The following is a 26,459-nucleotide window of genomic DNA, read 5'->3' as shown; positions in this document are numbered from 1 at the left end:
CTGGGCGCGTGTTGCCTGTAGTCAAAGCCACCCGGTACGTCCTGCCACTGCGTGAAGGCGGCTCCCTGCCCGGCCTGGTGGAGGCCGCCGACCTGGGCACCTACGTCGCCAAGTTCACCGGAGCCGGTCAGGGGCGCAAGGCCCTGGTCGCCGAGATCCTCGCCGGCGCCCTGGCGCGGGAGCTCGGCTTCCGCACCCCCGACCAGGTCGTCCTGGACTTCGATCCGGTGATGGCCAGGCACGAACCGGACGAGGAGGTGCAGGACCTCCTCGACGCCAGCCCCGGCTGGAACCTGGGCGTGGACTTCCTGCCCGGCTCGCTCGGCTACGACCCGCTCGGCTGGACGCCGGACGCCGGCTTCGCCAGCCGCGTGTTGTGGTTCGACGCCTTCATCGGCAACGTCGACCGCAGCTGGCGCAACCCCAACATGCTGGTCTGGCACGGGGACGTCTGGCTCATCGACCACGGGGCGAGCCTGTACTTCCACCACGCCTGGGCCAGCGCCGCCAAGCTGGTGCACCGGCCCTACGACGTGGACGACCACGTCTTCAAGCCCTACGCCAAGGACCTCCGGGGCGCCGAGGCCGAGCTGCTGCCCCGCATCACCGAGGAGCTGCTGCGCGGGATCACCGCGCTGGTGCCCGAGCGCTGGCTCGAGGGCGAGCCGGGTTTCGCCTCGGCGCGGGACGTCCGCGAGGCGTACGTGACCCAGCTGCTCGCCCGCGCCGCCGCCCCGAGGAGCTGGCTGCAGTGAACCAGGTCGAACCCTCCCCCTATATGGCAGAACCTGTGGAACACCCTGAACTGGACCTCTACGAGTACGCGCTGCTGCGCCTCATCCCCGATCTCGAACGCGGCGAATCACTCAATGTCGGCGTGGTCGTCTTCTGCCGCAAGCGTGACTACCTGCGGGTTCGCATCTCGGCGGACGAAAGCAGGTTGCGCTCGTTCTCACCGGGAATGAACCTGGAGCAGCTGCGCCGGGCGCTGAACGGAATCGCCGCCCACTGCGCGGGCGACGACCACGCCGGTGGAGAATCGCTCGGGCGGCGGTTCCGCTGGCTCACCGCGCCGCGCAGCACGATCGTCCAGGCCGGCCCCGTGCATCCCGGCCTCACCGGCGATCCCGACGAGACCCTCACGCGCCTCTTCGAGAGGCTGGTCCGGACGTGAGGTCCGCCCCCCACGAGGAGGAGACATGACCAAGAACATCGGCGTCACCGGTGCGACCGGTTCGGTGGGCGCGGAGACGGTCCGCCTCCTGGTCAAGGAGGGCCACGCCCCCCGCCTGATCGTCCGCGACGCCTCCCGCGCGCCCGAACTGCCCGACGCCCGGGTGGCCCCCGTCACCGGGGGATACGCCGACACCGAGGGCATGCGCGAGGCGTTCGACGGGCTGGACGCCGTCCTCCTGGTGTCGGCCAGGGAGTCCGCGGACCGGGTGGCCGAGCACCGCTCCGCCGTGGACGCCGCGGTGGCGGCGGGCGTGCGCCACCTGGTGTACCTGTCGTTCCTGTCGGCGGCCGAGCACGCCACGTTCACGTTCGCGCGCGACCACTGGGCCACCGAGGAGTACGTCAAGGCCTCCGGGCTGGACTTCACCTTCCTGCGGCCCAGCCTCTACCAGGACGTGCTGCCCCATCTCGTGCAGGACGGCGCGATCCGCGGCCCGGCCGGGAACGGCCGCTGCGCCTGGGTCGCGCGCACCGACGTCGCGGCCGTCGCCGCCGCGATCCTGCCGCACGCGGCGCTGCACCGGGGCCGCCGGTACGACGTGACGGGCCCGCAGCCCCTCACCATGGCGCAGACGGCCGAGATGATGGGCGTCGGGTACGTCCCCGAGACGGTGGAGGAGGCCTACGCCTCCCGGGCCCGCTACGGCGCCCCCGACTGGGAGGTGGCCGGCTGGGTCACGTCCTACGAGGCCATCGCCACCGGCGAGATGGACATCGTCAGCCCCACCGTCCAGCGCGCCACCGGCTACCCCGCCACCAGCCTCCAGCAGTTCCTCAACTCGCTCGGATGAGCGGACCGTCCGGGCGGCGGGCCGGACCGGCCCGCCGCCCGGCTCACAGGTCGCGGTGCTGGAAGGAGACCGCCGCCAGGCCGAGGACGAGGGCGACCCACAGGGCGGTCCAGGCCAGGTAGGCGGTGGTGGGCATCGACTCGCTCAGGAACGGGTGGCCCTCGAACGCGGCGCCGAACTGCGCGGGCAGTGTCGGGTCCTGGAAGGCGTTCATGGCTCCGCGCCACAGGCCGTCGCTCGGCAGCAGCACCCTGGAGACGGTGCCGACCCGCGCCACGCCGCCGTTGCCGAGCGCCTCGCCGACCACGCCGACCACGCCCGCGATCCAGGTGGCGCCGAAGAGGCCGACCGCGACGACGCCCGACGCCATCGGGGAGATGGCGGTGGACAGCAGGAGTCCCAGGGTGAGCAGCACCGTGGTCTGCGCGGCGAGCAGCGCCAGGCCGGTCACCGGTTCCGGCGGCCAGTAGCCCGACGTGGTCCGGACGATGAGGAACTGGGCGAGCCCGGCCGCGGTCACGAAGCCGCCGCCGAAGGCCACCAGGCCCAGCCACTTGCCCAGCAGCACCGCCGAGCGGCGGACCGGGCGGGCCAGGACCGCCAGCACGATCCCCGACTCGGCCTCGCCCGCCAGGGTGGGTCCGGCGAGGAACGCCGTGCCGAGCGCGGCGATGAGGCTCATGCCGAACATCACCAGGTTGAGGACCATGGCGGCCGCCAGCCTCGCCTCCCCGCTGGTGAGCCCGCCGAACTCCGAGTCGATCCGGGAGAACCCCCAGGCGCTGAGCGCGAGCAGCAGGACCGTCAGCACGGCGAGCGAGCGCAGCACCCGGCGGCGCGCGGCCTCCTGGAGGGTCAGGACGGCGACGGTGAGGACGGTGCGGACGGTCATGGGCGCTCCTCGACGGGGCTGGCGGGACCGGTGCGGAGGATGTCCAGCAGCCGTTCCTCGAGGCTGATCCGCACGGGTTCGACGGCGTGGACGCGCACCCCGAGGCCGACCAGGTCCGCCACGAGGCCCGGAACGTCGCCGGTGTCATGGTCCGGGGGGAGCGTGACGGTGAACGTGTCGCCGCTGCGGGTGAGCCGGCCGGCGGCGGCCAGCCGGGCCTCCGCCCGTTCGCCCACCCCGTCGAGCCGCAGCCGCAGTTCGCGCCGGCCGAGCAGTTCCGGGAGGGTGCCGGACGCCGCGACCCTGCCCTTGTCGAGGATGACGACCCGGTCGCAGACCCGCTCGACCTCGCCGATGAGGTGCGAGTTGAGCAGGACGGCGACCCCGCGGGCCCTGAGGGACAGCAGCAGGTCGCGGACGTCGGCCCGGCCGATCGGGTCCAGGGCGCTCGTCGGCTCGTCGAGGACGACCAGTTCTGGGCGCGCCACCAGCGCGACGGCCAGCCCGAGGCGCTGCTGCATGCCCTTGGAGAAGCCGCCCACCCGGTCGCCTGCGCGGTCGGCGAGGCTGACGGACGCCAGGCACTCGCGCCGCTCCCCCTCCGGCACCTCGGCGCCCGAGAGCCGGACGTGCAGGGCCAGCACCTCGGCGGCGGTGAGCCACGGCTGGTACCGGAAGAGCTCGGGCAGGTAGCCGACGCGGGCCCGGGACCGCGGATCGCGTGCGGGCCGCCCGAGCAGCAGCACCTCCCCGGCGTCGGGCCGGACGAGGCCGAGCAGCATCTTGATGACGCTGGTCTTGCCGGCTCCGTTGGGGCCGAGCAGGCCCATCACCTCGCCGCGCCCGACGGTGAGGGAGACGCCGTCGACCGCGGTCCGCCGCCGGTAGCTCTTGCGCAGGCCCGAGCACCACACCGCCGGGGAGGGGGCAAGCCCGGCGGTGTGGTGCTCCGCGTCGCCGGTGACGTGCCGGGAGGCGGGGCCGGTCACCGCTCCCACCTCAGTCCGCGGGCCACCGACAGCACCTCGTCGGCGCTCAGCGAGCCGACCACCCCGGTGACGACGCCGCCGTCCACCCAGAGCACCCCCGCCATCACGCCGTCCCGCGTGGTGAGCACCGTGGCGGGCACCCCGTTGACGTCGGTGGCGGAGCTCTTCTGCTTCCAGGCCTTCACGACCAGGGGCAGCGTCGTCCCGTCGCCGGAGAAGCCGCGCAGTTGCGACGCGACGGACTCCGGCAGGCCGGGCAGGGAGAGCAGGTAGTCGCGGGCGGTCCCGAACGGGACGCCCGAGGAGTAGGCGCGGGGCGCGACCACGCGGGCCACCATCAGGGCCGGCACGCCGCGCGCCTCCGTCCAGACCGCGGCGAGGCCGGGACCGGCGGTCAACCGGAACCGGCTGCCGTCGAGGCCCGGGGGCGGTGGCGGCAGCGGCAGCCCGGCCGCCGCGGCGGTCTTCGCCGCCTTGCGCACCGAGAAGGTGAACGTCGCGCTCACCTGGTCGCCGACCTGGAACTCCGGTTCCCCCGTCACGCCGCGGGGCAGTTCGCCCACCCGGGGGACGGGCAGTCCGGTGATCTCCCGCGCGGCGTCGGCGCCGGCGACCCTGCGCCGGTTCGCCTCCTTCCTCACCTCGGCCTCGCCGTAGGCGGACAGGTCGGGCAGCCGCAGCAGGTCGGCCTGGCTGATCACGACCGGGGCGACCTTCTCGGCGCGGAAGACCTGCAGCCAGTCCGCGGCGGCCGCGGCGCCGACTCCGGTCAGGAGCGCGACGGCACCGGCGACGGCGACCACCGGGCGGCGCAGCACCGCGCGCCACCGGGGACCGCGTCCGGTCGCGGCCGGACGGAGCGGCTCGCCGGCGCCGACCTCGCGGGACAGGCGGCGCCACCCTTCCTCGACGTCGGCGGCGACCTCGAAGCGCAGCGCCGCCCCGGCGGCCTCCGCGTCCTCCCGGACCGCCGCCAGCCCGGACGAGCACGCCCGGCACCCCGCGATGTGCTCACGATCGGCGTCGGCGACGCCGGACGGCTCGTCCAGGAGCCGGCGCAGCGTGCCGTCAGTCGGATGACGCATGACGGTTCAACTCCTTGCGTAGGGCGGACTCGGCGCGTCGCACGGTGGTGCCCACGCTGCCGGGGGACAGGCCGAGGGCGGCCGCCACCTCGGCGTAGCTCAGGCCGCTGTGCCGCAGGACCAGGGCGACGGCCTGCCTGCGGGGCAGCCGCGCCAGCGCCGCCCGCACGAGGCGGCGCTCGTCGCGGGTGACGACCGCGTCGGCGACGTCCGGGGAGACGGGGTCGCCGCCGTCGGCGGCCTCCTCCCGGAAGGCGCGGCGGCGGCCGGAGCGGAGGTGGTTCAGCGCGGTGTGCGCCGCGGCGACGGACAACCATCCCGCCGCCTCCCCCGCCGGCACCGAGGAGCGCCCGAACGCCAGGAACACCTCCTGTGCCACGTCCTCGGCCTCGTCCCGGGACCCGAGCACCCGGGCCGCGACCGCGACGACCCGCGGGTAGGCGGCCCGGAACACCTGTTCGAGGTCGGGCCGGACGGCCCTTCGGCCTGAAGGAGTCGGCACGGCCACGGCGTCCTTCCGTTCGGCTCGCCCGCCCGGACGGCGGCGGCCGCCGGGGAGCGGCCCCGCCGGCGCGACGGCTGTCGGCGCGGTCCCGCCGCGTCCTACGAGCTCCACATCTTCCACACCTTCAGAGCACCGCCGGAGCCCCGGATGTGACAACCGCCGCCGGAACGCTCCGGCCGGGGCCCCTACCCCCCGCCCTGCCTCCGCCCCCAGTACCGCACCGCGTAGGCCGCCCCGAGCAGCACGCCGAATCCGATGAACCAGGCAAGGACATCCGGTTCCTCCCACCGGAAGATCCCCACGAACAGCGAGACCATCGACGCCCAGAAGAGCGCCGCCACCACCCCTCTGACCATCCCGTCACTCATATCCCCTACATATCCCTTTGCTCCACCGGGAAAGCCCCGTGGCCGGACCAGGCGGGCCCGCCGTGCGCCTTCCGGGGCGCGCATGCGTCCCGCGCCGGAGCCCGGCGGCGAGAACGACCTGCTCAATCCCACAAACGCACCGCCGCGAAGCGCTCCCCCGACCCGTTCCCGCGGGCCCTCGGCCGGACGCGACTGAAAGACGCTTTGGACGTTTTCTACAACTGGAGCCGCGTAGCGTGCGCTGTCTCCGACATGGCGCCGCCGGGCCTGAGGCGGGAAGGTGAACACTGCCGGGGAGATCGTGCCCCGGCGTACCTCGTTGGTCTGCAGAAGGGCTCGTTCGCGTGTTCAGTCGCATTGCCATCGTCAACCGTGGTGAAGCCGCCATGCGGCTCATCCATGCCGTACGGGACATTGCCGCGGAGACCGGGACACGGATCGAGACCGTCGCCCTGCACACCGACGTCGACCGCACGGCAGCCTTCGTCCGCGAGGCGGACCTGGCCTACGACCTCGGGCCCGCGTCCGCGCGCCCCTACCTCGACCTGAAGGCGCTGGAGCGCGCGCTGGTCGCGACCGGCGCCGACGCCGCGTGGGTCGGCTGGGGCTTCGTCGCCGAGGATCCGGCGTTCGCGGAGCTGTGCGAGGAGATCGGCGTCGCCTTCGTCGGGCCGAGCCCGGAGGCCATGCGCAGGCTCGGCGACAAGATCGGCGCGAAGCTGATCGCCGAGGAGGTCGGCGTGCCGGTCGCGCCGTGGAGCCGCGGCGCGGTCGAGACCCTGGACGCGGCCATCGCGGCGGCCGCCGACATCGGCTACCCGCTGATGCTCAAGGCGACCGCGGGCGGCGGCGGGCGCGGCATCCGCGTGGTCACGAACGAGGCCGAGCTCGCCGACGCCTACGAGCGCACCAGCCAGGAGGCCGCGCGGGCGTTCGGCAGCGGCGTGGTGTTCCTGGAGCGCCTGGTCACCGGAGCCCGGCACGTCGAGGTCCAGGTGATCGCCGACGGCGAGACCGCGTGGGCGCTCGGCGTCCGCGACTGCTCGGTGCAGCGGCGCAACCAGAAGGTCATCGAGGAGTCCGCGTCGCCGGTGCTCGACGCCGCGCAGACCGCCGAGCTCAAGACGTCGGCCGAGCGGCTGGCCGTCGCGGTCGGCTACCGCGGCGCGGCGACCGTGGAGTTCCTCTACCACCCGGGTGAGCGGCTGTTCGCGTTCCTGGAGGTCAACACCCGCCTGCAGGTCGAGCACCCGATCACCGAGGCGACCACCGGGTTCGACCTGGTCAAGGCGCAGCTGCACGTGGCGTCCGGCGGCCGGCTCGAGGGCGCGCCGCCGGCCGAGCGCGGGCACGCCGTCGAGGCGCGGCTGAACGCCGAGGACCCCGACCGCGACTTCGCCCCCTCCCCCGGCCGCATCGCCCGGCTGGACCTGCCCGCGGGCCCCGGCATCCGCGTGGACACCGGCGTCGGCGAGGGCGACACGATCCCCGCCGACTTCGACTCGATGATCGCGAAGATCATCGCCTACGGCCGCGACCGCGACGAGGCGCTGGCCAGGCTGCGCCGCGCGATGGCCGAGACCACCGTGGTCATCGAGGGCGGCACCACGAACAAGAGCTTCGTGCTCGACCTGCTCGACCGGCCCGAGGTCATCGACGCCAGCGCCGACACCGGCTGGATCGACCGCGTCCGCGACGAGGGCGGGCTCGTCGCGCACCGGCACTCCGCCGTCGCGCTGGCCGCCGCCGCCATCGAGGCCTACGAGGAGGAGGAGCAGGCCGAGCGGCAGCGGCTGCTGTCCACCGCGTCCGGCGGGCGCCCGCAGGTGCAGCACGAGAGCGGCCGGCCGCTGGACCTCAAGCTGCGCGGCGCGGGCTACCGCGTGCGCGTCGCGCGGGTCGGCCCGCACCGCTTCCGCGTCGGTGTCGAGGCCGGCGAGGACGTGCGCACCGCCGACGTCGAGCTGGAGCGCTTCGACCGGCACACCGGGCGGATCTCCGTCAACGGCGCCCGGTACCGCCTGCTCACCGGCACGCACGGCCCGGTCCACCTGGTCGAGGTGGACGGCGTGACGCACCGGGTCAGCCGCGACGAGGGCGGCGTCGTGCGCTCCCCCGCGCCCGCGCTGGTCGTCGCCACCCCGCTGGAGGTCGGCGCCGAGGTCGAGGCGGGCGCGCCGGTGCTGGTGCTGGAGAGCATGAAGATGGAGACGGTGCTGCGGGCGCCGTTCAAGGCGCGGCTGAAGGAATGCGCCGTGTCCGTGGGCAGCCAGGTGGAGACCGGCGCGCCGCTGCTGCGGCTGGAGCCGCTCGCCGACGGCGACGAGGCCGAGGCCGCCTCGTCCGCCGGGGCCGTCGAACTGGACCTGCCCGCCGAGCCCGCGACGGTCCCGGCGGCGGAGCGCGCCACGCGCGGCCGGGAGAACCTGCGCAGCCTGCTGCTGGGCTTCGACGTCGACCCGCACGACGAGCGCCGGGTCCTCGACGGCTACCTCGCCGCGCGGCGGGCGTCCGCCGAGGACGGCCACCGGACGCTGGCCGGAGAGCTCGAACTCGTCGGGGTGTTCGCCGACCTCGCCGAGCTGAGCCGCAACCGGCCGACGGACGAGGACGGCGCCAGCGGCCACCTGCACAGCGCCCGCGAGTACTTCCACACCTACCTGCAGAGCCTCGACGTCGAGCGGGCCGGGCTGCCGGAGGCGTTCCAGGCCAGGCTCGCCAAGGCCCTCGGGCACTACGGCGTCACCGACCTGGAGCGTTCGCCCGAGCTCGAGGCCGCGGTGTTCCGGATCTTCCTCGCCCAGCAGCGCGCGTCCGCCGACGCCGCGGTCGTCACGGCGCTGCTGCGCGCGTGGCTGCAGGAGCCGACGCCGGACGCGCTGCTGCACGAGCCCGCCGGTCTCGCGCTGGAGCGGCTGGTGGCCGCGACGCAGGTCCGCTTCCCCGCGATCGCCGACCTCGCGCGCGGGGTGCTGTTCACCTGGTTCGGCCAGCCGCTGCTGCGCCGCAACCGCGCCCGCGTCTACGCCGACGTCCGCAGGCACCTGCGCCACCTGGACGCGAACCCGGACTCGCCGGACCGCGCCGAGCGCATCGCCGAGATGGTGCGCAGCACCGAGCCGCTGGTGCGGCTGCTCGGCCAGCGGCTCGTCCGGCACGACCGCGACAACGCCGTGATGCTGGAGGTGCTGACCCGCCGCTACTACGGCAACAAGGGCCTCACCGGCGTCCGCACCCGCGAGGCCGCGGGCTGCGCGTTCACGGTCGCCGAGCGCGAGGGCTCGCACCTGGTCTCCGCCGCGGTGCGCTTCGAGGCGCTGGGCGGCGCGCTGCGCGGCCTCGCGGAGCTGGCGGGCGGCGGGGACGCCGTCGACGCCGACATCTACCTCTCCTGGGAGGGGCAGCCGGAGGACTTCGACGCGATGGCGTCCGCGCTGCAGGAGGTCGTCAGCGCCCACCCGCTGCCCGAGCAGGTCCGCAGGCTCACCGCGACCGTCGCGGGCAGCCACGGCGCGGTGATGCACCACCACTTCACGTTCCGCCCGTCGGCCTCCGGCATGGCCGAGGAGCGGCTGATCCGCGGCCTGCACCCCCACATCGCGCAGCGGATGCAGCTGGAGCGGCTGCGCGGGTTCGACCTCACCCGCCTGCCGTCGCTGGACGAGGAGGTCTACCTCTTCCGGGGCGTGGCGCGCGAGAACCCGTCGGACGACCGCCTCGTCGCGTTCGCGCAGGTGCGGGACCTGACCGCGCTGCGCGAGCAGGACAGCAGGCTGCTGTCCCTGCCGACCGCCGAGTACACCGTCGCCGCCTGCCTCGACTCGATCCGCCGCGCGCAGTCGCGGCGGCCGTCCAAGACGCGCTTCAACACCAACCGCGTCGTGGTCTACGTCTGGCCGCCGAGCGACCTGTCCCGCGCGGAGCTGGAGATGCTCGCCGAGCGCATCCTGCCGCGGACCGCGGGCGCCGGCGTGGAGGAGATCCTGTTCATCGCGCGGGAGCGCGACCCGCGGACCGGCGAGCTCGACAAGATCTCCATGCGGATCGCCTTCGACGCCGCCGGCGGCGTCGAGCTGACCTTCGGCGAGCCGCCGACCGAGCCGGTCGAGCCGCTCGACGCCTACCGGCTGAAGGTGCTGCGCGCCGCCGGGCGCAACACGGTCTACCCGTACGAGCTGACCGGCCTGCTCGGCGACTTCACCGAGTACGACCTCGACGACGCCCACGCGCTGGTGCCGGTCGACCGGCCCAAGGGGAGGAACTCCGCGGCGATCGTCGCGGGCGTGGTCTCCACGCCGACCGCCCTGCACCCGCAGGGCGTCACCCGGGTCGTGCTGCTCGGCGACCCGACGAAGTCGCTCGGCGCGCTGTCGGAGCCGGAGTGCCGCCGCGTGATCGCGGCGCTGGACCTCGCCGAGCGCATGCGGGTGCCGCTGGAGTGGTACGCGCTGTCCTCCGGCGCCCGCATCTCCATGGAGTCGGGCACCGAGAACATGGACTGGGTGGCCGCGGCGCTCAAGCGGATCGTGGAGTTCACCCAGGACGGCGGCGAGATCAACGTCGTGGTCGCGGGCATCAACGTCGGCGCGCAGCCGTACTGGAACGCCGAGGCGACGATGCTCATGCACACCAAGGGCATCCTGGTGATGACGCCGGACTCGGCGATGGTGCTCACCGGCAAGCAGTCGCTCGACTTCTCCGGCGGCGTGTCGGCCGAGGACAACTTCGGCATCGGCGGCTACGACCGGGTGATGGGCCCGAACGGGCAGGCGCAGTACTGGGCGCCCGACCTGGCCGCCGCGCGGGACGTGCTGATGTCGCACTACGCCCACTCCTACATCGCGCCGGGCGAGGAGGCGCCGCGCCGGGCTCCGACCACCGACCCCGCCGACCGCGACGTCTCCGGCTTCCCGCACGCGGTGGAGGGCAGCGACTTCGCCACCGTCGGCGAGATCTTCTCCGCCGCGGCCAACCCGGACCGCAAGAAGCCGTTCGACATCCGGACCGTGATGCGGGCGCTGTCCGACCAGGACCACCCGGTGCTGGAGCGCTGGGCGGGCATGGCCGACGCCGAGACCGCGGTGGTGCAGGACGTGCACCTGGGCGGCATCCCGGTGTGCCTGCTGGGCATCGAGTCGAAGTCGGTGCAGCGGCGCGGCTTCCCGCCCACCGACGGCCCGGACGCCTACACCGCGGGCACGCTGTTCCCGCGCTCGTCGAAGAAGGCGGCGCGGGCGATCAACGCGGCCAGCGGCAACCGGCCGCTGGTGGTGCTGGCGAACCTGTCGGGCTTCGACGGCTCGCCGGAGTCGATGCGCGGCCTGCAGCTGGAGTACGGCGCCGAGATCGGCCGCGCGATCGTGAACTTCCGCGGCCCCATCGTGTTCTGCGTGATCTCGCGGTACCACGGCGGCGCGTTCGTGGTGTTCTCCAAGGCGCTGAACCCGAACATGACCGTGCTGGCGCTGGAGGGCTCGTTCGCCTCGGTGCTCGGCGGCGCTCCCGCCGCCGCAGTGGTGTTCTCCGGTGACGTGGGCGCCCGCACCGCCTCCGACCCGCGCGTGCGGGAGCTGGAGGCCCGGCTGGCGGCCGCCTCCGGCCCCGAGCGCGCCACGCTGCTCGCGGAACTCAACGAGCTCCGCACGTCGGTCCGCGCGGAGAAGATCGGCGAGGTGGCCGCGGAGTTCGACGGCATTCACGACATCCGCCGCGCCGTCGAGGTCGGCTCCGTCGACGCCGTCATCAGTGCCGCGGAGATGCGCCCCCGCATCATCGAGGCCATCGAGTCCCGCCTGGGCTGATCCCGCGACGAGGCCCGGCGGCATCCCTACGGGGTGCCGCCGGGCCTCGTCCGTTCCCGGGCTCCGCCCGGCCGACGTGTTCTTCACCTTCTCCGGTGGGTCCGGTGACCGGCCAGGGGGCAGGGCGACACAATGAGAGAGACGCCGCGCGCCCTGCTGTTCGATGTCGACGGGACCCTGGTCGACAGCAACTACCTGCACGCGGTGACGTGGTGGCAGGCCTTCCGGCAGGCCGGGCACGACGTGCCGACGGCGGCGATCCACCGCTCGATCGGCATGGGCTCGTCGCTTCTGGTGAACTCCCTGCTCCCCGGTGACCGCGACAGGGACCGGGACGCCGTCATCAAGGCCTCCCACACCGCGCTCTACGCGACGTACTGGTCGCGCCTCCAGCCGTTGGAGGGCGCCGCCGACCTGCTGCGGGCCTGCAAGAGCCGCGGCCTGCGCGTGGTGCTGGCCAGTTCCGCCGACGAGGCCGAGTTCACCCACCTCCTGCGGGCCCTGGACGCCGACGACGCCATCGACGCCTCGACCTTCAGCGGCGACGTCGAGCACGCCAAGCCCGCCCCCGACCTCGTCCAGGTGGCCCTGGAGAAGGCCGAGGTGCCCCCGGAGCAGGCCCTGTTCGTCGGCGACACCGTCTGGGACGTCCAGGCCGCCGCGAGGGCCGGTGTCCCCTGCCTGGCGGTCCTCAGCGGCGGCATCGGCCGCGACGAGCTGAAGGACGCCGGTGCCATCGCCGTCTACGACGGCCCCGCCGACCTCCTGGCCCGCCTGGACACCGCCCTCAACACCCGGTGAACGGGCCCGGGGAGCCGCCGCGAACGTTCGGCATCGACAGCCCTGACCCGCCCCGAGCCGTCACCGGGACTTCCCGGAGTGGTCGGCGGCCAGCGGAGCCAGTTCGCGCCACTGCGCTAGCGGTGAGGCGGCCGGATCTGCGGTCAGGGCCTGGAGGCAGACGTGGTCGGCGCCCGCATCGAAGTGCTCCCGGACTCGCTCGTCGATCGCCTCGAGGTCTCCGCGGACGACGATGGCGTCCACGAGCCGGTCGCTCGGCCCGCCACCGGGACCGCCGAAGAAGTCGTCCTCGCCGAAGCCGAGCCGTTCCAGATTGGCGCGCTGGTGCGGAGCCAGGTCCGTGTAGCCCGCGACGTGGGCGCGCGCGGTCCGGCGCGCCCGGTCGGGGTCGCCGTCCAGGACGACCGCCTGCTCCACGCCGAGGAAGGCCCCGGGACCCATGATCCGCCTGGCCCGCGCGGTGTGCTCGACCGGGACAAAGTAGGGATGGGCGCCCCACGTCCGCTCCGCCGCCAGCTCCAGCATCCTCGGCCCGAGCGCCGCCAGCACCCGGCGGGGCGCGGGGTCGGGAACGGGCCCGTGGGCGGGCACCGCGTCCATGGCGTCCAGGTAGGCGCGCATGGTCGCCACCGGACGGCCCATGACCGGCACGGCGTAGCCGTCGACCTGCATGGGCCGGTCGTCGACCCGGTGCCCGCCGAGGCCGAGCAGGTAGCGGCCGGGGAACGCCTCGCCCAGCGCCCGTTCGGCGGTCGCCATCGCGATCGGATTCCGGAAGGCGATGTTGGCGATGCCCGCCGCGACGGTGATCCGCCGCGTCGCGCCCAGCAGCAGCCAGGCCTGGCCGACGGTGTCGCGGCCGAACGCCTCCCCGAACCAGATCGCCCCGTAGCCCAGTTCCTCGAGCTCGGCGGCCGCCTCACGGACACGCGCCGCCGGCCACCCGTCGAACGCGAAGGTCCAGATCCCCACGCGCCCCGGCTTCCCTGACTTCTCCCGCGCCATCACAAGCCTCCCGTCACTTCCGGAGAACCTCTCCGCTTACCGCCGGAATAATACGGAGAACCTCTCCGTTTGGCTACCCGGCCCCCTTGGCCGGAGGATGGAAAGGTGACAGCCGACGGCCGGACACCCCCGGTACCAGGGCCCCAGCGACGCGCCGACGCACGCCGCAACCGTGAACGCCTCCTCGCAGCCGCCCGCGAGACCTTCGCCGAAGAGGGCCCCGACGCCTCCCTCAACGAGATCGCCCGCCGCGCCGGCGTGGGCCCCGGCACCCTCTACCGCCACTTCCCCACCCGCCAGGCCCTCCAGGCCGCAGTACTCGCCGACCGCATCGACCGACTGCGCGCCCAGGCCGACGGCCTCTCCACCACCTCTTCCCCCGACGAAGCACTCGCCACCTGGCTCCGCGCGTTCCTGGCACACGCGCGCGGCGACCACGGCCTGACCGGATCCCTCCTCACCACGTCCCTCGACCCGGGCTTCGACTGCCACAAAGCCATCCAGGAGGCCGCCGAGAACGTCCTCTCCCGTGCCCAGCAGGCGGGCACGGCACGCCCGGACGTCTCAGCGGACGACCTGATCCGGCTCGCAGTCGGCATCGCCCTGTCCACCGGAGAGCACCACACCGATCCCACCCAGCCCGACCGGCTGCTCGCCCTCGTCCTGGACGCCGTACGCACCCGCCCCGACCGGGAGCCGTCGGCGGAACCCCCGCCCTGAGGCGCCCGCGTCCGCCCCGGCAGGCGCAGGACGCCCTGCCCGTCGCAGGGAGGGTTTCTTTTTTTCCCGCGGTTCCCGGGTGAACGGGCCGGCTTCTGCGCGGGCGGGTCAGTCGAGGTGGTGAAGGCGCGGATGTTGCCGTTCTTGTCCTGGCCGGTGACCAGGAGGCCGCCGGGGAGGGGGAAAACGGAATTTCCGCCTCCTGGACAAGCGGATTCGTTCTGTAAGCCGCGCTCCTCCTCACCTGAGCAGGTGAGCGGCGCCTCCTCCCCGCAGCGGAGACGTTTCCCTCCCGGTGGGGAGGAAATTGTGCCCCACAATTCCTACGATCGCCATCATGGTCGATTCCGTTCGCGAACGAAGGTGGCCCGCATACGCGTTGGCGGTTCTGTTCCTCGGTTATGCCGTGGGGAAGGCCGCTTTCGCGCTGCAGGCCCGGCTCGGGTTTCCGGGCGGGCCGCCGGTGTCGGCGGCCGAGAGCGAGAACTACTTCCTGGACGCGGCCGCCGCGCAGTGGCTCGCGTGCGCGTCCGGCGTGCTGGGCGCGTGCGTCGTCCTGGCCGCGGTCACGGCGGCGGGGCGCAGGGTGCCGAGGACGTTGATGCTGCTCGTGCTGGCCGGGATGCTGGCGGCCGTCGGAGGCGGTGCGGGGATCATGGTCGTGGACGGGTTCGTCGGCATCGGCGTGGGCTGGCGGTGGTACCACGGGATCCTCGGCCTCCTGGTGATCGGGCTGCTCCTGGAGACGGTCCGGTCCTACGCGGTGGCGACGAGACGTGCCGCGGGCTGACCGGGCGCGGGCGGGCGCCTACGGGGCCGCGGTGTGCGCCGCGGCGTACGGGTCGATGAAGCTCGCCCAGGCGCTGGGGGCCGGCGCGCTGGCCGACAAGGACCCGCTGCCCCCGCACCTGCGCGAGATGCTGCTCGACCGCCATCCCCTGTTCGTGGCGAGCCACTGGCTGCTGGCCGGGGCCGCGGCCGCGGGCGTCCTCGTCGCGCTGGCCGCCGTGCGTCCCTGGGGCGCGCGCCTGCCCCGCAGGCCGCTGCGCGTGATCGCCTGGACGCTGGGCGTCTTCATGATCGTCCGGGCGGTCGGGACCCCGGAGACCGGCCTGATCGGCGACTCGCTGCTGCTGGCCGGAGCCCGCGACGCTCCGGCCGGGCACGCCGGACTCGCGTTCATGCTGGCGCGCTGGGACCTTCTGCTGTGGTCGCCGTTCTTCCTGGTCTGGGGCGTCTGCTGGACGGTGACCGGGTGGCGGCTGGGCCGGCGCGACCCGGCCATGGAGTCTCGATGAACGGCGCTTCACGTTCGGCGAACGGACTGGACACAGTGGCGGGAGGGTTTTCCACACTGTCCAGGGGGCGATGAGGGGCCGCGGGGTTAGCGTGGTGGGTATGGACGTGACTCCTTTCTGGGTGGCCGGGAAGGCCACCACCGGTGGCGAGCAGATGAGCGTGACCCATCCCTATGACGGGCGGGAGGTGGGGGTCGTCTCCGTGCCGTCCGAGGAGCAGGTCGAAGAGGCGATCGCCGCGGCGTACGCGGTGCGGAAGGAGGCGGCCCGGCTGCCTCTGCACGTGCGGGCGGAGGCGTTGGCGCACGTGTCCCGGCGGCTCGAGGAGCGCAAGGAGGAGCTGGCGCGGCTGATCACCGGGGAGAACGGGAAGCCGCTGCTGTGGGCTCGGGCCGAGGTGGGGCGGGCCGTCTCGGTGTTCCGGTTCGCGGCCGAGGAGACGCGGCGGTGGAGCGGGCAGGTGCAGCGGCTCGACACCGATCCGGGCGGGGCCGGGCGGATGGCCTACACCGCCCGGGCGCCCTACGGGGCGGTACTGGCGATCACGCCGTTCAACTTCCCGCTGAACCTGACGGCGCACAAGGTGGCCCCGGCGATCGCGGTGGGGGCGCCGGTCGTCGTGAAGCCGGCGCCCGCCACGCCGCTGTCGGCGCTGGTGCTCGGGGAGCTGCTGGCCGAGACCGGCCTCCCCGAGGGCATGTTCTCCGTCCTTCCCGTGCCGAACGAGCGGGCGTCGGCGCTCGTGCGGGACGAGCGGCTGCCGATCGTCTCCTTCACCGGGTCGGGGCCCGTCGGGTGGTCGATCAAGGACTCCGCGCCGCGCAAGCACGTGGTGCTGGAGCTCGGCGGGAACGCGGCCGCCGTCGTCTGCCCGGACGCCGACCTCGACTGGGCGGCGCAGCGGATCGCGCTGTTCTCCAACTACCAGGCGGGGCAGTCCTGCATCGCGGTGCAGCGCGTCTACGCCGTGGGCGACGCCTACGACGCGCTGCTGCCCAAGGTGGTCGCGGCGGTCGAGGGCCTCGTCACGGGCGACCCGTGGAAGGACGAGACGCAGGTCGGCCCGATGATCAGCGAGGAGGCCGCCCGGCGCGTCGAGAGCTGGGTCGCTGCGTCCGGCGGCAGGGTGCTGGCCGGCGGGACGCGGGACGGCGCCGCGTACGCGCCCACGGTGCTGACCGGGGTCGCGCCGGACTCCGAGATCGCCTGCGAGGAGGTGTTCGGGCCGGTCCTGTTCGTCGAGCGGGTCGCCGACGTCGACGAGGCCTTCGCGAAGGTCAACGGCTCCCGGTACGGCCTGCAGGCGGGCGTTTTCACCCGCAGCCTCGACACCGCGTTCCAGGCCCAGCGCGACCTCGAGGTCGGCGGCGTGATCATCGGGGACGTCCCCTCCTACCGCGCCGACCAGATGCCCTACGGCGGCGTGAAGGACTCCGGCGTCGGCCGCGAGGGCGTCGCCAGCACCATGGCCGACTTCACCTACGAGAAGGCGATGGTCCTGACCGGCCTGCCGCTCTAGCCCTTCTCGGCGCGGGTGTAGAGGCGGCGGACGGCGTCGCCGAAGTAGGGGCCGTACATGACGCGTTCCTCGTCGGCGTACTTGAAGCTGCTGACCGAGACGATCGTGCCGGTTCCCGTGCGGGGGTCGAAGCCGTTCATCCAGGGGCCTCCGCTGGAGCCCTGGGTGAGGTCGCACCGCAGGCCCTGCGCCTTGGTCTCGCCGTACGGGTCGTCGGACGGGCGGCCGCTGCAGTACGCCAGCCGCCGCCCGTCGTACTTGTCGTACGACGGGTAGCCGAAGGTGAACACCTGCTCGCCGCGCGGCCGCCCGAAGGCGATCTCGTTGAACCCCACGACGTCGGCCACATGCCTGCCGCCGGAGGGGGCGAGCACGACCATCGCGACGTCGTAGCCGTCGTCCGCGCCGGTCGACCACTGGTCGGGGACGAACATGCGGCGGGCGGTGAAGCCGCCGTGCGGGCCTCCGCCGTCCTGGTAGGCCGGGACGAACACCCAGTTCTCGGCCCACGCGCCGCTGCCGTTCTTGGCGCAGTGCCCGGAGGTGACGACGAGGTCGCGGTTGCTGCTGCGGACGGTGGCCGCCGAGCACAGGAAGTCCTGCCCGTCCATGCTGAAGAACACCCGCCCGACGGTGCCCAGCGCCGAGCCGGGCCACAGCGCGCCGGCGCTGGCGGCGTCCGGGAGGGCACGCGCGACCCGGCCGCGCGCGGGCACCTGCCGCGCGGAGGCCCTGCGGTCGGCCGTCCAGTAGCGCAGCACCCGCTGCTGCTGGATCTGCCCGGCGGGCAGGTCCCGGAAGACGACCATGTCCGCGGGAGGCTGGACGCTCGCCCCGGTGAGCGCCACCGGGGAGAGTCCGACCAGGCCCGCCAGAAGGCGTGCGATCCAGCTGTCCGTGACCATGGTGCAGAAGTCTGCATCACACGAAGTGATGTCGTGGCTACTTTTGGTGAACTTGCATCTCCCCGGCGTGCCCCGGACACAATGGGCGCCGTGACAGAAGCCGCGGTGGTGACAGACGCAACAGAGATCGTCGTGCTCGGTTCTACGGGCTCGATCGGTACCCAGGCCCTGGACATGGTCGCCCGCAACCCGCGGCGCTTCCGCGTCCGCGCGCTGGCCGCGGGCGGCGGCCGGGTCGACCTGCTGGCGAAGCAGGCCCTGGAGTTCCAGCCGGACGTGGTGGCCGTCGCCAAGGCGACCGCCGCGCAGGACCTCCAGCTCGCCTTCTACGCCGAGGCGAGCAAGCGCGGCTACGCCAGGGGTGAGTTCCGCATCCCCAAGATCCTCGCCGGTCCCGAGGCGGTGGCCGAGGTCGCCGCGCACCCTTGCGACGTGGTGCTGAACGGCGTGACGGGCGCGCTCGGCCTGGCCTCGACGCTGGCCGCCCTCGACGCGGGGCGCACCCTGGCGCTGGCCAACAAGGAGTCGCTGATCGTCGGCGGCCCGCTGGTGAAGGCCAAGGCCAAGCCGGGCCAGATCGTCCCGGTGGACTCCGAGCACTCGGCACTGGCCCAGTGCCTGGTGGGCGGAACGCACGCGGAGGTGCGGCGGCTGGTGCTGACGGCCAGCGGCGGCCCGTTCCGCGGCCGCTCGCGCGCCGAACTGGCGGAGGTCACCGTCGCGGACGCGCTGAACCACCCGACCTGGGACATGGGCCCGGTGATCACGGTGAACTCCGCGACGCTGGTGAACAAGGGCCTGGAGGTCATCGAGGCGCACCTGCTGTTCGACATCCCCTTCGACCGCATCGCGGTGATGGTGCACCCGCAGTCGGTGATCCACTCGATGGTGGAGTTCGTGGACGGCTCCACGCTGGCGCAGGCGAGCCCGCCGGACATGCGGCTGCCGATCGCGCTGGGCCTGACCTGGCCGGAGCGGGTCGAGCGCGCCGACTACGGCATCGACTGGACGAAGGCGCACACGTGGGAGCTGTTCCCGCTGGACGACGAGGCGTTCCCGGCCGTGCAGCTCGCCCGGGAGGTGGGCGAGCGGGGCGGCACCGCACCCGCGGTTTATAACGCCGCTAACGAAGAGTGCGTTGAAGCTTTCCTCTCCGGCACCATTACATTTCCCGCCATTGTGGATACTGTGGCCGATGTCGTCTCGACACACCAGACAATCCGGACGCCGACGCTTGAAGACGTGCTCGCGGCTGATCAGTGGGCACGGGAGAGCACCCGGCAACGACTGACACAATAGGAACATGAGCGTCGAACTCGGTCTGCCGAAGATCCGTCCCCAGGCTCCCCAGCTCGCCCCCCGTCGCAAGTCGCGTCAGATCATGGTGGGCTCCGTGCCGGTGGGCGGCGACGCCCCCGTGTCCGTGCAGTCCATGACCACGACGCTCACCTCCGACGTGAACTCCACGCTGCAGCAGATCGCGGAGCTGACGGCCGCGGGCTGCCAGATCGTCCGCGTCGCCTGCCCCTCGCAGGACGACGCGGACGCGCTGCCGCAGATCGCCAGGAAGTCACCGATCCCGGTGATCGCCGACATCCACTTCCAGCCCAAGTACGTGTTCGCCGCCATCGACGCGGGCTGCGCGGCCGTACGGGTCAACCCGGGCAACATCAAGAAGTTCGACGACAAGATCGGCGAGATCGCCAAGGCCGCCGCCGGCGCCGGGGTCCCGATCCGCATCGGCGTCAACGCCGGCTCCCTGGACAAGCGCCTGCTGGAGAAGTACGGCAAGGCCACGCCCGAGGCGCTGGTGGAGTCCGCGCTGTGGGAGTGCTCGCTGTTCGAGGAGCACGGCTTCCAGGACATCAAGATCTCGGTCAAGCACAACGACCCGGTCGTGATGATCGAGGCCTACCGGCAGCTGGCCGCCCGCTGCGACTACCCGCTGCACCTGGGCGTCACCGAGGCCGGACCCGCCTTCCAGGGCACCATCAAGTCGGCGGTCGCCTTCGGCGCGCTGCTGTCCCAGGGCATCGGCGACACCATCCGCGTCTCCCTGTCGGCCCCGCCGGTGGAGGAGATCAAGGTCGGCTCCCAGATCCTGGAGTCCCTCGGCCTGCGCGAGCGCGGCCTGGAGATCGTCTCCTGCCCGTCCTGCGGCCGGGCCCAGGTGGACGTCTACACGCTGGCCGAGCGGGTCACCGCGGGCCTGCAGGGCTTCCCCGTCCCGCTGCGGGTGGCCGTCATGGGCTGCGTCGTCAACGGCCCCGGCGAGGCCCGCGAGGCCGACCTGGGCGTGGCCTCCGGCAACGGCAAGGGCCAGATCTTCGTCAAGGGCGAGGTCATCAAGACCGTCCCCGAGGACCAGATCGTGGAGACCCTCATCGAGGAGGCCCTGCGCATCGCCGAGGAGATGGGCGTCGAGGTCGACCTCGACGACGACGGCGGTCCGGGCGTCCAGGTCGTCACCGCCCCCTGACTCCTCGGCCACCCCTGGCATCCCTGTCCGCCCTTGCTTCGCAATAGGCTTGTCGGGGAGTGGACGGCCCTGCTGCGCCCGTCGGCGGCCACCGGCGGGCATGCGGGGGATCGCGAGGGGATGGACGGATCCATGCGCATGCTGGGGTCGCTCCCGGTACGGGTCCTGGACGACCGGTACCGGGACGAGGTCTTGGCGATACTCGACGCCGAGCCGCTCAGCAACGTCTTCGTCAGCGCCCGCGTGCACCAGGCGGGGCTGGAGCCCGGCAGGCTCGGCGCGCAGATGTGGGGCTACTGGCGGGACGGCCGCCTGGAGTCGCTGTGCTACGCCGGCGCCAACCTGATCCCGGTCCGGGCCGGGCCCGACGCCCTGCGCGCCTTCGCCGACCGCGCCCGCGTCCAGGGCCGCCGGTGCAGCTCCATCGTGGGGCCCGTGCACGCCGTCCGCGAGCTGTGGGGGCTGCTGGAGCCCTACTGGGGCCCGGCCCGCGCGGTCCGGGCGCTGCAGCCGGTGATGGCCACGTCCCGGCCGAGCGACTTCCCCGCCGACCCGTACGTGCGCCGGGTCCGCATGGAGGACTTCGACGTCGTCTACCCCGCCTGCGTGGCGATGTTCACCGAGGAGGTCGGGGTCTCCCCCAACGCCGGCGACGGCGGCGTGCTGTACCGGGCGCGGGTGGCGGAGCTGATCAGGGCGGGCCGCTCCTTCGCCCGCATCGAGGGCGGCCGGGTGCTCTTCAAGGCCGAGATCGGCGCGGTCACCCCGCACGCCTGCCAGATCCAGGGCGTCTGGGTGCACCCGGAGGCCCGCGGCCGCGGCCTGTCGGAGTTCGGCATGGCCTCCGTCGTCCAGATGTCGCTGCGCGACGTCGCGCCAGCCGTCTCCCTGTACGTCAACGACTTCAACGTCCGCGCCCGCGCCGCCTACCGCCGCGTCGGCTTCACCGAGATCGACCAGTTCATGAGCGTCCTGTTCTGACCGGCGCCCCCGGAACCGCCCGGCGGCGGCCCTCGAAAACGGCGCCCCTTCGAACCGGCGCCACCCGAAGCCGCCCCGGCGGCGGGTCTGCGGGGACGGCGTGGTCCTGCGGACGGGTGCCGGGCGGGTTCGGCGGCGGGTCTCAGAAGGGGGCGTTCCGGGTGAGTGTCAGGGCGATCCAGAGTTCCGCGCGGGTTCCGGCGTCCTCCAGGTCGCGGTCGAGGAGCTGGGAGATCTTGCGCGTCCGGTGGCGCAGGGTGTGCCGGTGCACGCCCAGGGCGCGTGCCGCCGGGTCGCCCTGGCCGCCGGCCTCCAGGTAGGCCCGCAGCGAGTCGCGCAGCGTCCCGTCCAGCGGGGCGAGCAGCCGTTCGGCCATCTCCACGGCGTCCGGCCGGTCCAGCAGCCCGAGCAGGCCCCGCACGGGCAGTTCGGCGTACCGGCGGACCCCCGAGGCCGGGCGGGCCCGTTCGGCCTCGGCCAGCGAGCGCGGGACGTCCGCGAGCCGCGCCGGGTCCCCCACGCCCACCGGCCCGTACGGTTCCACCAGGGCGATGACCTGGTCGACCAGCGGGTCGGAGACGATCAGCACGCAGCCGTCGGGTTGCGGCACCGCCAGGCAGCGTTCCCACAGCGGGTCGTTCTCCAGCGCCCGGGCCGCCCCGGCCCCGCACAGCAGGACCCGCAGCGGGTACGGCGGTTCGGCCACCTCCCGGCCCAGCAGCAGCCCGCCCAGCGCCGCCCGCAGCCGGGCGTCTCCGCGCGGCGCCTCGGAACCGAGGGTGAGCAGGGAGACCGCGGCGCCCACGATGGTGTGCGCGTAGGGCGTCAGAGGCCGCGCCGCCCCCACGGCCAGGTAGCCGCGGGGCCGTCCCAGGCCGATCTGCTGGACCACGATCGGGCCGGGCAGCGCCAGGCTGGCCGCGCCGCCCCGCAGCCTGGGCAGCTCGGCGACGACCTCCGCCAGCCGCCGCCCCGCCTCCGGCTCGGGCACCGCGTGCCGCGGCTCGCCGTCGGGGCCGAGCAGCAGCGCCCAGCCCTGAAGCTCCCTGGCCAGCCGGGAGACCAGCGCCTCGGAGCCGCGCAGCGCCGCCCTGACCAGTTCCCGCTGGGCCTGGAAGCCGCGGGTGACGTCCTCGTACTGGGCGGCGGCCAGCTTCCGGGAGACCGCCTCGCCGATCGCCACGAACGGGGTGGGCCGGGGCACCTCCAGCAGCGGCAGCCCCTGCTCCTCGGCGGCCTCGACCAGCTCGGGCGGCACCTCGGCGTGGCCGAGCCCCACCCCGAAGCCCAGCCCGGCCACCCCGCGCTCCGTCAGCCGGGCGACGTAGCGCGCGCACTCCCCGGGCACGGCCAGCCGCATGCCGGTCGTCAGCACCAGCTCGCCGCCCTCCAGGAAGGGCGTGGGGTCGGGCAGCTCGCTCACCGCCACCCAGCGGACCGGGACGTCCAGCGCCGCGGTCGTGCGCGGCCGCAGGCCGAGCCGGGGCAGTGCCACCACCGAGGCGAGGGTCGGGAACATGACACTGTGTCCAATCGGAAGCCGCGGGTTGTCCAGGATGTCAGCGTCTCAGGCGCGGCCGCCCGTCCTATCGTCGGGGTATGAGCAGCTCGAACGGCGGCCCGTCCCTGCCGCAGCAACGCAAGATCGTCACCGAGATCCCCGGGCCCCGCTCCCGGGAGCTCCAGGAGCGCCGGAAGGCGGCGGTGGCCCCCGGGGTCGGCTCGACCCTGCCGGTCTACACCGTCGCGGCGGGCGGCGGGGTCATCCTCGACGCCGACGGCAACAGCCTGATCGACTTCGGCTCCGGCATCGCGGTGACCGGCGTGGGCAACGCCCATCCGGAGGTCGTGCGCCGGGTCCGGGAGCAGGTGGCGGCCTTCACCCACACCTGCTTCATGGTCACGCCCTACGAGTCGTACGTCGCAGTGTGCGAGAGGCTGAACGAGCTGACGCCCGGCGACCACGAGAAGCGCACGATCCTGGTGAACTCCGGCGCGGAGGCCGTCGAGAACGCGGTGAAGATCGCCCGGTACGCCACCCGCCGCCCCGCCGTCGTGGTCTTCGACCACGGCTACCACGGGCGCACGCTGCTGACGATGACGCTGACCAGCAAGAACATGCCCTACAAGGAGGGGTTCGGCCCGTACGCCCCCGAGGTGTACCGGATGCCGATGGCCTACCCTTTCCGGTCCGAGCTGGACGGCCCGGCCACCGCCGCGCAGGCGATCGACCGGATCACCACCCAGATCGGCGTGCACAACGTGGCGGCGGTCCTGGTCGAGCCGATCCTCGGCGAGGGCGGCTTCATCGAGCCGTCCCCCGGCTTCCTGCCGGCGATCGAGGCGTTCGCCAGGGCCAACGGCATCGTCTTCATCGCCGACGAGATCCAGACGGGCTTCGGACGTACCGGGCACCTGTTCGCCAGCGAGCACGAGGGGATCGTCCCCGACCTCATCACCACCGCCAAGGGCATCGCGGGCGGCCTGCCGCTGGCCGCCGTCACCGGCCGGGCCGAGCTGATGGACGCGGTGCACGGCGGGGGGCTCGGCGGCACCTACGGCGGCAACCCGCTCGCCTGCGAGGCGGCGCTGGCGGTCTTCGAGGCGATGGAGGCCGAGGACCTCGCCGGGCGGGCCCGGCGGATCGGCGAGGTCATGCTGCCCCGGCTGCGGGCGATGGCCGAACGCCTCCCGCAGATCGGCGACGTGCGGGGGCGCGGCGCGATGACCGCGATCGAGCTGGTCGTGCCGGGGACGAAGACGCCCGATCCGGGGGCCGCCGCGGCGCTGGCGCGGGCCTGCCACGAGCGGGGCCTGCTGGTGCTCACCGCGGGCACCTACGGCAACGTCCTGCGCTTCCTTCCGCCGCTGGTGATTCCTGAACACCTGTTGCTGGAGGGGCTGGACCTTCTGGAAGAGGCGTTTCAGTAGTTAAGGGCGGCTCGGCGACTTTGCCAGGGTTTGAGCCCGACGTTTCCCCCTACTCAGACAACAGGGCATACAAAGGAAGAGAACCGAGGAACGGTCCACCGAGCATCTGGGAGGTGAGCAATGAGCCGAAAGATCCCACTGGTCCCCGGCGCCGGCGCTCTCGCCCGCATGTCGGGCGGCTCAGGGGTGTTCGTGCACGCCATGGTCGGCGTACCCGCCCTGCCGTTCTCCCTTCGGGGGCCGTTCACGGTTCCGAGGTGGTGAGTAGAACCTCACTGGATACAGCGGGGCCCCGGGCTTTCGGGGGGTTGGCCCGGGGACCCCGCTCCCATGAAAGGACGCGACAAGGGCGATCGCCCGCTCACGCGTCCGCGAGGCGGGCCTGACTGGGGGCGGTCGGGCCCGCTTTCGTCATGTCCGGACACACCGCGCGGGAACCGCGGCACCGGGCCCCGATGGATCAGCCGAGCGAGGACCAGGCCTCGGTCCAGTCCGACCAGCCGGCGCATTCGGGGTCCTTCTCGCACCCGGCGTCCGGGGTGCGGGCGAACACCAGCCGGTCGATGTAGGCGCGGTCGCCCACGTGGTGGGCGGTGCAGAAACCCGCCCGCAGCAGCCCGCAGGCACGGCTGTCGGCCGGGGCGACCCCGCGCCACTCGGCGATCTGCTTCTGCACCTCGGGGGTGCCCACCCAGTTCAGCCACTGGTACATGCAGTTGGGGTTGCGGGCGCGGGAGGCGACCGTCCAGGCGGTGTACCAGCCGGTGACGCCCTCCTTGGGCGCGGCCACGGCGATGGGCCTGCCGCCCCGGGCCAGCACGTCCAGCTCGTACGCGCCGCCCATGCCGACCACGGCGTCGCCGACGGAGAACGCCTCGACCGCCTGGGTGGCGTCCTCGGTCACCCGCAGCACGTTCGGGCGCTGCTCCCGCAGCAGTTCGGCGACGGCCTCCAGCTGCTCGACGGTCAGCTCGTAGGGGTCCCGGATCTTCAGCGAGCGCTTGCGGTGCTTGAGGTAGAGCGCGGCCGACGCGATGGTGTGCGGGCTGTCCCGCCAGACGATGCGCTTGTGGTGCGGCTTGCTCTCCCGCGGATCGAACACCGCGCCCCAGGAGGCCGGCTGCGCCTTGCCCGTCTCGAACAGCAGCAGGTCCGCGCCCCAGGCGGCCGGCACCCCGTACGTCTGGTCCCCGCGCTCGACCAGGTCGCGCAGCCGCGCGTCGAGGGACTTGTAGGAGTCGAGCAGCCTGGTGTTCACCGGGGCGAGCCGCCCGCCGTCGACGAGCCTGCCGAACGCCTCGGACGGCACCAGCGCGCCGTCGTAGAAGCCGCCGGACATGCGGTCGTGGATCTCCTTGGCGGTGGCGGCGGTGCGGACCGTCACCTGGCATCCGGAGCGCTCCTCGAACGGGGCCACCCAGTCCACGCCCCGGTCCTCGAAGCCCTCCTCGGCGTAGCCGGGCAGGGTCAGCAGGTGCAGGGCGCCCTCGGGGGCGCCGGCCGTCCGCAGGGGTTCGGCGCTGCCGCCGGGCGTCTCCTGCGTGCTGCACGCCGACAGGACCAGGCCCGTGCACAGGGCTGTACAGACCGCCAGCATCGCCCGAAGTCGCCTCATGAACGGGCAGCTTACTGATGAAGACCCCGGAAAGCGGCGGGGGTTGCCTGGCGGGGCATTCTCACGGAGGAACGTGATGGAGGGTGAATGTCGCGCCTGTTCGCTTTCCGGGGTCTCATGCCGCGGGCGGATGGGGCCGGGCCGGGGAACAGCGGGTCACCTTGCAGGGTCACCCGGCCATGCCGCCAGCGGCACCCGCCGGACCGGGGGCGCGCCGAGCCGGAGGATGCTCGACGGGTCCCGGTACGCCGGGGGTTCGGATTGGATCTCCTCGATGTGTGCGATGAGCCTGGGCAGGTCGGCCGCCTCGACGAAGTCGCCGATGTCGCGCTCCCTGGGGGGCAGCGCCCACCAGCTGCGGGTCGCGGAGCCGTACCAGATGGTCCAGTGGGGATAGCGGCCGGCGAGGAAGGACAACTCGGTGGAGTGGTCTTCCGGCGCCATGTCGCACCCCCTTCGGGTCATTCCGAGTGTGTCCAGTGAAACAATTCGGGTCAAGTCATGTAGAAATATTCCCAATTCCTTGTATGCCGACGAA

The 26,459-nt window shown here is 73.4% G+C and carries 24 protein-coding genes; 14 read left to right on the top strand and 10 right to left on the bottom strand.

Features of this window, described 5'->3' with window-relative positions; all coding sequences use genetic code 11:
* The first annotated feature begins 8 nt into the window (after positions 1–8).
* Genes C2865_RS10230 through C2865_RS10220 form a run of 3 tightly spaced genes read left to right on the top strand, consistent with a single transcriptional unit; the run spans position 9 to position 2,027 of the window.
* The gene (locus C2865_RS10230; protein WP_106398112.1) at positions 9–755 is read left to right on the top strand and encodes a HipA family kinase; all 747 of its coding nucleotides are present in this window, start codon (positions 9–11) and stop codon (positions 753–755) included.
* Positions 752–1,174: a DUF3037 domain-containing protein gene (locus tag C2865_RS10225; RefSeq protein WP_232835493.1), complete on the top strand. Its 423-nt coding sequence runs from the start codon at positions 752–754 to the stop codon at positions 1,172–1,174. The genes C2865_RS10230 and C2865_RS10225 overlap by 4 nt, the downstream gene beginning before the upstream one ends.
* A gap of 25 nt (positions 1,175–1,199) precedes the next feature.
* A complete protein-coding gene (locus C2865_RS10220; protein WP_106398111.1) occupies positions 1,200–2,027 on the top strand; it encodes an SDR family oxidoreductase in 828 nt (275 codons plus the stop codon).
* Between the two features lie 43 nt (positions 2,028–2,070).
* Here C2865_RS10220 and C2865_RS10215 read toward each other — a convergent pair whose 3' ends face one another.
* The 5 genes from C2865_RS10215 to C2865_RS10195 all read right to left on the bottom strand — a co-directional run bounded on the left by C2865_RS10215 (position 2,071) and on the right by C2865_RS10195 (position 5,866).
* The gene (locus C2865_RS10215) at positions 2,071–2,919 is read right to left on the bottom strand and encodes an ABC transporter permease subunit (RefSeq protein WP_106398110.1); all 849 of its coding nucleotides are present in this window, start codon (positions 2,917–2,919) and stop codon (positions 2,071–2,073) included.
* On the bottom strand, positions 2,916–3,908 hold the full coding sequence (locus C2865_RS10210; RefSeq protein WP_106398669.1) for an ABC transporter ATP-binding protein: 993 nt from the start codon (positions 3,906–3,908) through the stop codon (positions 2,916–2,918). Before C2865_RS10210 ends, C2865_RS10215 begins: the two co-directional genes overlap by 4 nt.
* A complete protein-coding gene (locus C2865_RS10205) occupies positions 3,905–4,993 on the bottom strand; it encodes a hypothetical protein (RefSeq protein ID WP_106398109.1) in 1,089 nt (362 codons plus the stop codon). The genes C2865_RS10210 and C2865_RS10205 overlap by 4 nt, the downstream gene beginning before the upstream one ends.
* Positions 4,977–5,609 (bottom strand): sigma-70 family RNA polymerase sigma factor, encoded by a 633-nt coding sequence (locus C2865_RS10200; RefSeq protein ID WP_198653141.1) that lies wholly within the window; start codon positions 5,607–5,609, stop codon positions 4,977–4,979. The genes C2865_RS10205 and C2865_RS10200 overlap by 17 nt, the downstream gene beginning before the upstream one ends.
* A 74-nt stretch (positions 5,610–5,683) precedes the next feature.
* The gene (locus C2865_RS10195; RefSeq protein ID WP_106398107.1) at positions 5,684–5,866 is read right to left on the bottom strand and encodes a hypothetical protein; all 183 of its coding nucleotides are present in this window, start codon (positions 5,864–5,866) and stop codon (positions 5,684–5,686) included.
* A gap of 344 nt (positions 5,867–6,210) precedes the next feature.
* Here C2865_RS10195 and C2865_RS10190 point away from each other — a divergent pair, with 344 nt between their 5' ends.
* Entirely contained in the window at positions 6,211–11,667 is a 5,457-nt protein-coding gene (locus C2865_RS10190; protein ID WP_106398106.1) for an ATP-binding protein, read from the top strand.
* Positions 11,668–11,799: 132 nt separating this feature from the next.
* Positions 11,800–12,468, top strand: coding sequence for an HAD family hydrolase (locus C2865_RS10185; protein ID WP_106398105.1), 669 nt, complete (start codon positions 11,800–11,802; stop codon positions 12,466–12,468).
* Positions 12,469–12,528: 60 nt separating this feature from the next.
* On the opposite strand, the gene C2865_RS10180 is transcribed toward C2865_RS10185, so the two are convergent.
* Positions 12,529–13,440: a TIGR03620 family F420-dependent LLM class oxidoreductase gene (locus tag C2865_RS10180; protein ID WP_232835492.1), complete on the bottom strand. Its 912-nt coding sequence runs from the start codon at positions 13,438–13,440 to the stop codon at positions 12,529–12,531.
* A gap of 138 nt (positions 13,441–13,578) precedes the next feature.
* Between C2865_RS10180 and C2865_RS10175 the strand changes: the two genes are divergently transcribed.
* The 4 genes from C2865_RS10175 (at position 13,579) to C2865_RS10160 (ending at position 17,010) form a co-directional block, all read left to right on the top strand.
* Positions 13,579–14,193: a TetR/AcrR family transcriptional regulator gene (locus C2865_RS10175; RefSeq protein WP_106398103.1), complete on the top strand. Its 615-nt coding sequence runs from the start codon at positions 13,579–13,581 to the stop codon at positions 14,191–14,193.
* Positions 14,194–14,530: 337 nt separating this feature from the next.
* Positions 14,531–14,983 (top strand): hypothetical protein, encoded by a 453-nt coding sequence (locus C2865_RS10170; RefSeq protein WP_106398102.1) that lies wholly within the window; start codon positions 14,531–14,533, stop codon positions 14,981–14,983.
* Entirely contained in the window at positions 14,970–15,491 is a 522-nt protein-coding gene (locus C2865_RS10165; RefSeq protein WP_106398101.1) for a DUF3995 domain-containing protein, read from the top strand. Before C2865_RS10170 ends, C2865_RS10165 begins: the two co-directional genes overlap by 14 nt.
* A gap of 100 nt (positions 15,492–15,591) precedes the next feature.
* Complete coding sequence (locus C2865_RS10160; protein WP_106398100.1) at positions 15,592–17,010, top strand: aldehyde dehydrogenase family protein; 1,419 nt, start codon at positions 15,592–15,594, stop codon at positions 17,008–17,010.
* Here the strand turns inward: C2865_RS10160 and C2865_RS10155 are convergent.
* Complete coding sequence (locus C2865_RS10155; protein ID WP_106398099.1) at positions 17,007–17,915, bottom strand: trypsin-like serine peptidase; 909 nt, start codon at positions 17,913–17,915, stop codon at positions 17,007–17,009. The two genes, C2865_RS10160 and C2865_RS10155, sit on opposite strands and share 4 nt — an antisense overlap.
* A gap of 81 nt (positions 17,916–17,996) precedes the next feature.
* Between C2865_RS10155 and dxr the strand changes: the two genes are divergently transcribed.
* The 3 genes from dxr (at position 17,997) to C2865_RS10140 (ending at position 21,375) form a co-directional block, all read left to right on the top strand.
* Positions 17,997–19,214, top strand: a complete 1,218-nt coding sequence (gene dxr, locus C2865_RS10150) for a 1-deoxy-D-xylulose-5-phosphate reductoisomerase (protein ID WP_106398098.1) — start codon at positions 17,997–17,999, stop codon at positions 19,212–19,214.
* Positions 19,215–19,218: 4 nt separating this feature from the next.
* Positions 19,219–20,394, top strand: a complete 1,176-nt coding sequence (gene ispG, locus C2865_RS10145; protein ID WP_106398097.1) for a flavodoxin-dependent (E)-4-hydroxy-3-methylbut-2-enyl-diphosphate synthase — start codon at positions 19,219–19,221, stop codon at positions 20,392–20,394.
* A gap of 138 nt (positions 20,395–20,532) precedes the next feature.
* The gene (locus C2865_RS10140) at positions 20,533–21,375 is read left to right on the top strand and encodes a GNAT family N-acetyltransferase (RefSeq protein ID WP_106398668.1); all 843 of its coding nucleotides are present in this window, start codon (positions 20,533–20,535) and stop codon (positions 21,373–21,375) included.
* Between the two features lie 142 nt (positions 21,376–21,517).
* Here the strand turns inward: C2865_RS10140 and C2865_RS10135 are convergent, their stop codons facing one another.
* On the bottom strand, positions 21,518–22,894 hold the full coding sequence (locus tag C2865_RS10135; protein WP_106398096.1) for a PucR family transcriptional regulator: 1,377 nt from the start codon (positions 22,892–22,894) through the stop codon (positions 21,518–21,520).
* 80 nt (positions 22,895–22,974) lie between these two features.
* On the opposite strand from C2865_RS10135, the gene gabT reads away from it, so the two are divergent.
* Together gabT and C2865_RS39320 are read left to right on the top strand one after the other, a co-directional pair.
* Positions 22,975–24,306: a 4-aminobutyrate--2-oxoglutarate transaminase gene (gene gabT / locus C2865_RS10130; protein WP_106398095.1), complete on the top strand. Its 1,332-nt coding sequence runs from the start codon at positions 22,975–22,977 to the stop codon at positions 24,304–24,306.
* Between the two features lie 120 nt (positions 24,307–24,426).
* Positions 24,427–24,570 carry a hypothetical protein gene (locus C2865_RS39320; protein ID WP_157963649.1) on the top strand — a complete coding sequence of 48 codons (144 nt, stop codon included), beginning with the start codon at positions 24,427–24,429 and terminating at the stop codon, positions 24,568–24,570.
* Positions 24,571–24,766: 196 nt separating this feature from the next.
* On the opposite strand, the gene C2865_RS10125 is transcribed toward C2865_RS39320, so the two are convergent.
* Both C2865_RS10125 and C2865_RS10120 read right to left on the bottom strand, forming a co-directional pair.
* Positions 24,767–25,921 (bottom strand): extracellular solute-binding protein, encoded by a 1,155-nt coding sequence (locus tag C2865_RS10125; protein ID WP_106398094.1) that lies wholly within the window; start codon positions 25,919–25,921, stop codon positions 24,767–24,769.
* Between the two features lie 156 nt (positions 25,922–26,077).
* The gene (locus tag C2865_RS10120; protein WP_106398093.1) at positions 26,078–26,365 is read right to left on the bottom strand and encodes a hypothetical protein; all 288 of its coding nucleotides are present in this window, start codon (positions 26,363–26,365) and stop codon (positions 26,078–26,080) included.
* Positions 26,366–26,459: the final 94 nt, after the last annotated feature.

Source organism: Actinocorallia populi (assembly GCF_002995495.1).
Classification (GTDB): Bacteria; Actinomycetota; Actinomycetes; order Streptosporangiales; family Streptosporangiaceae; genus Actinocorallia; species Actinocorallia populi.
This window is presented reverse-complemented; position numbering and strand designations above follow the sequence as displayed.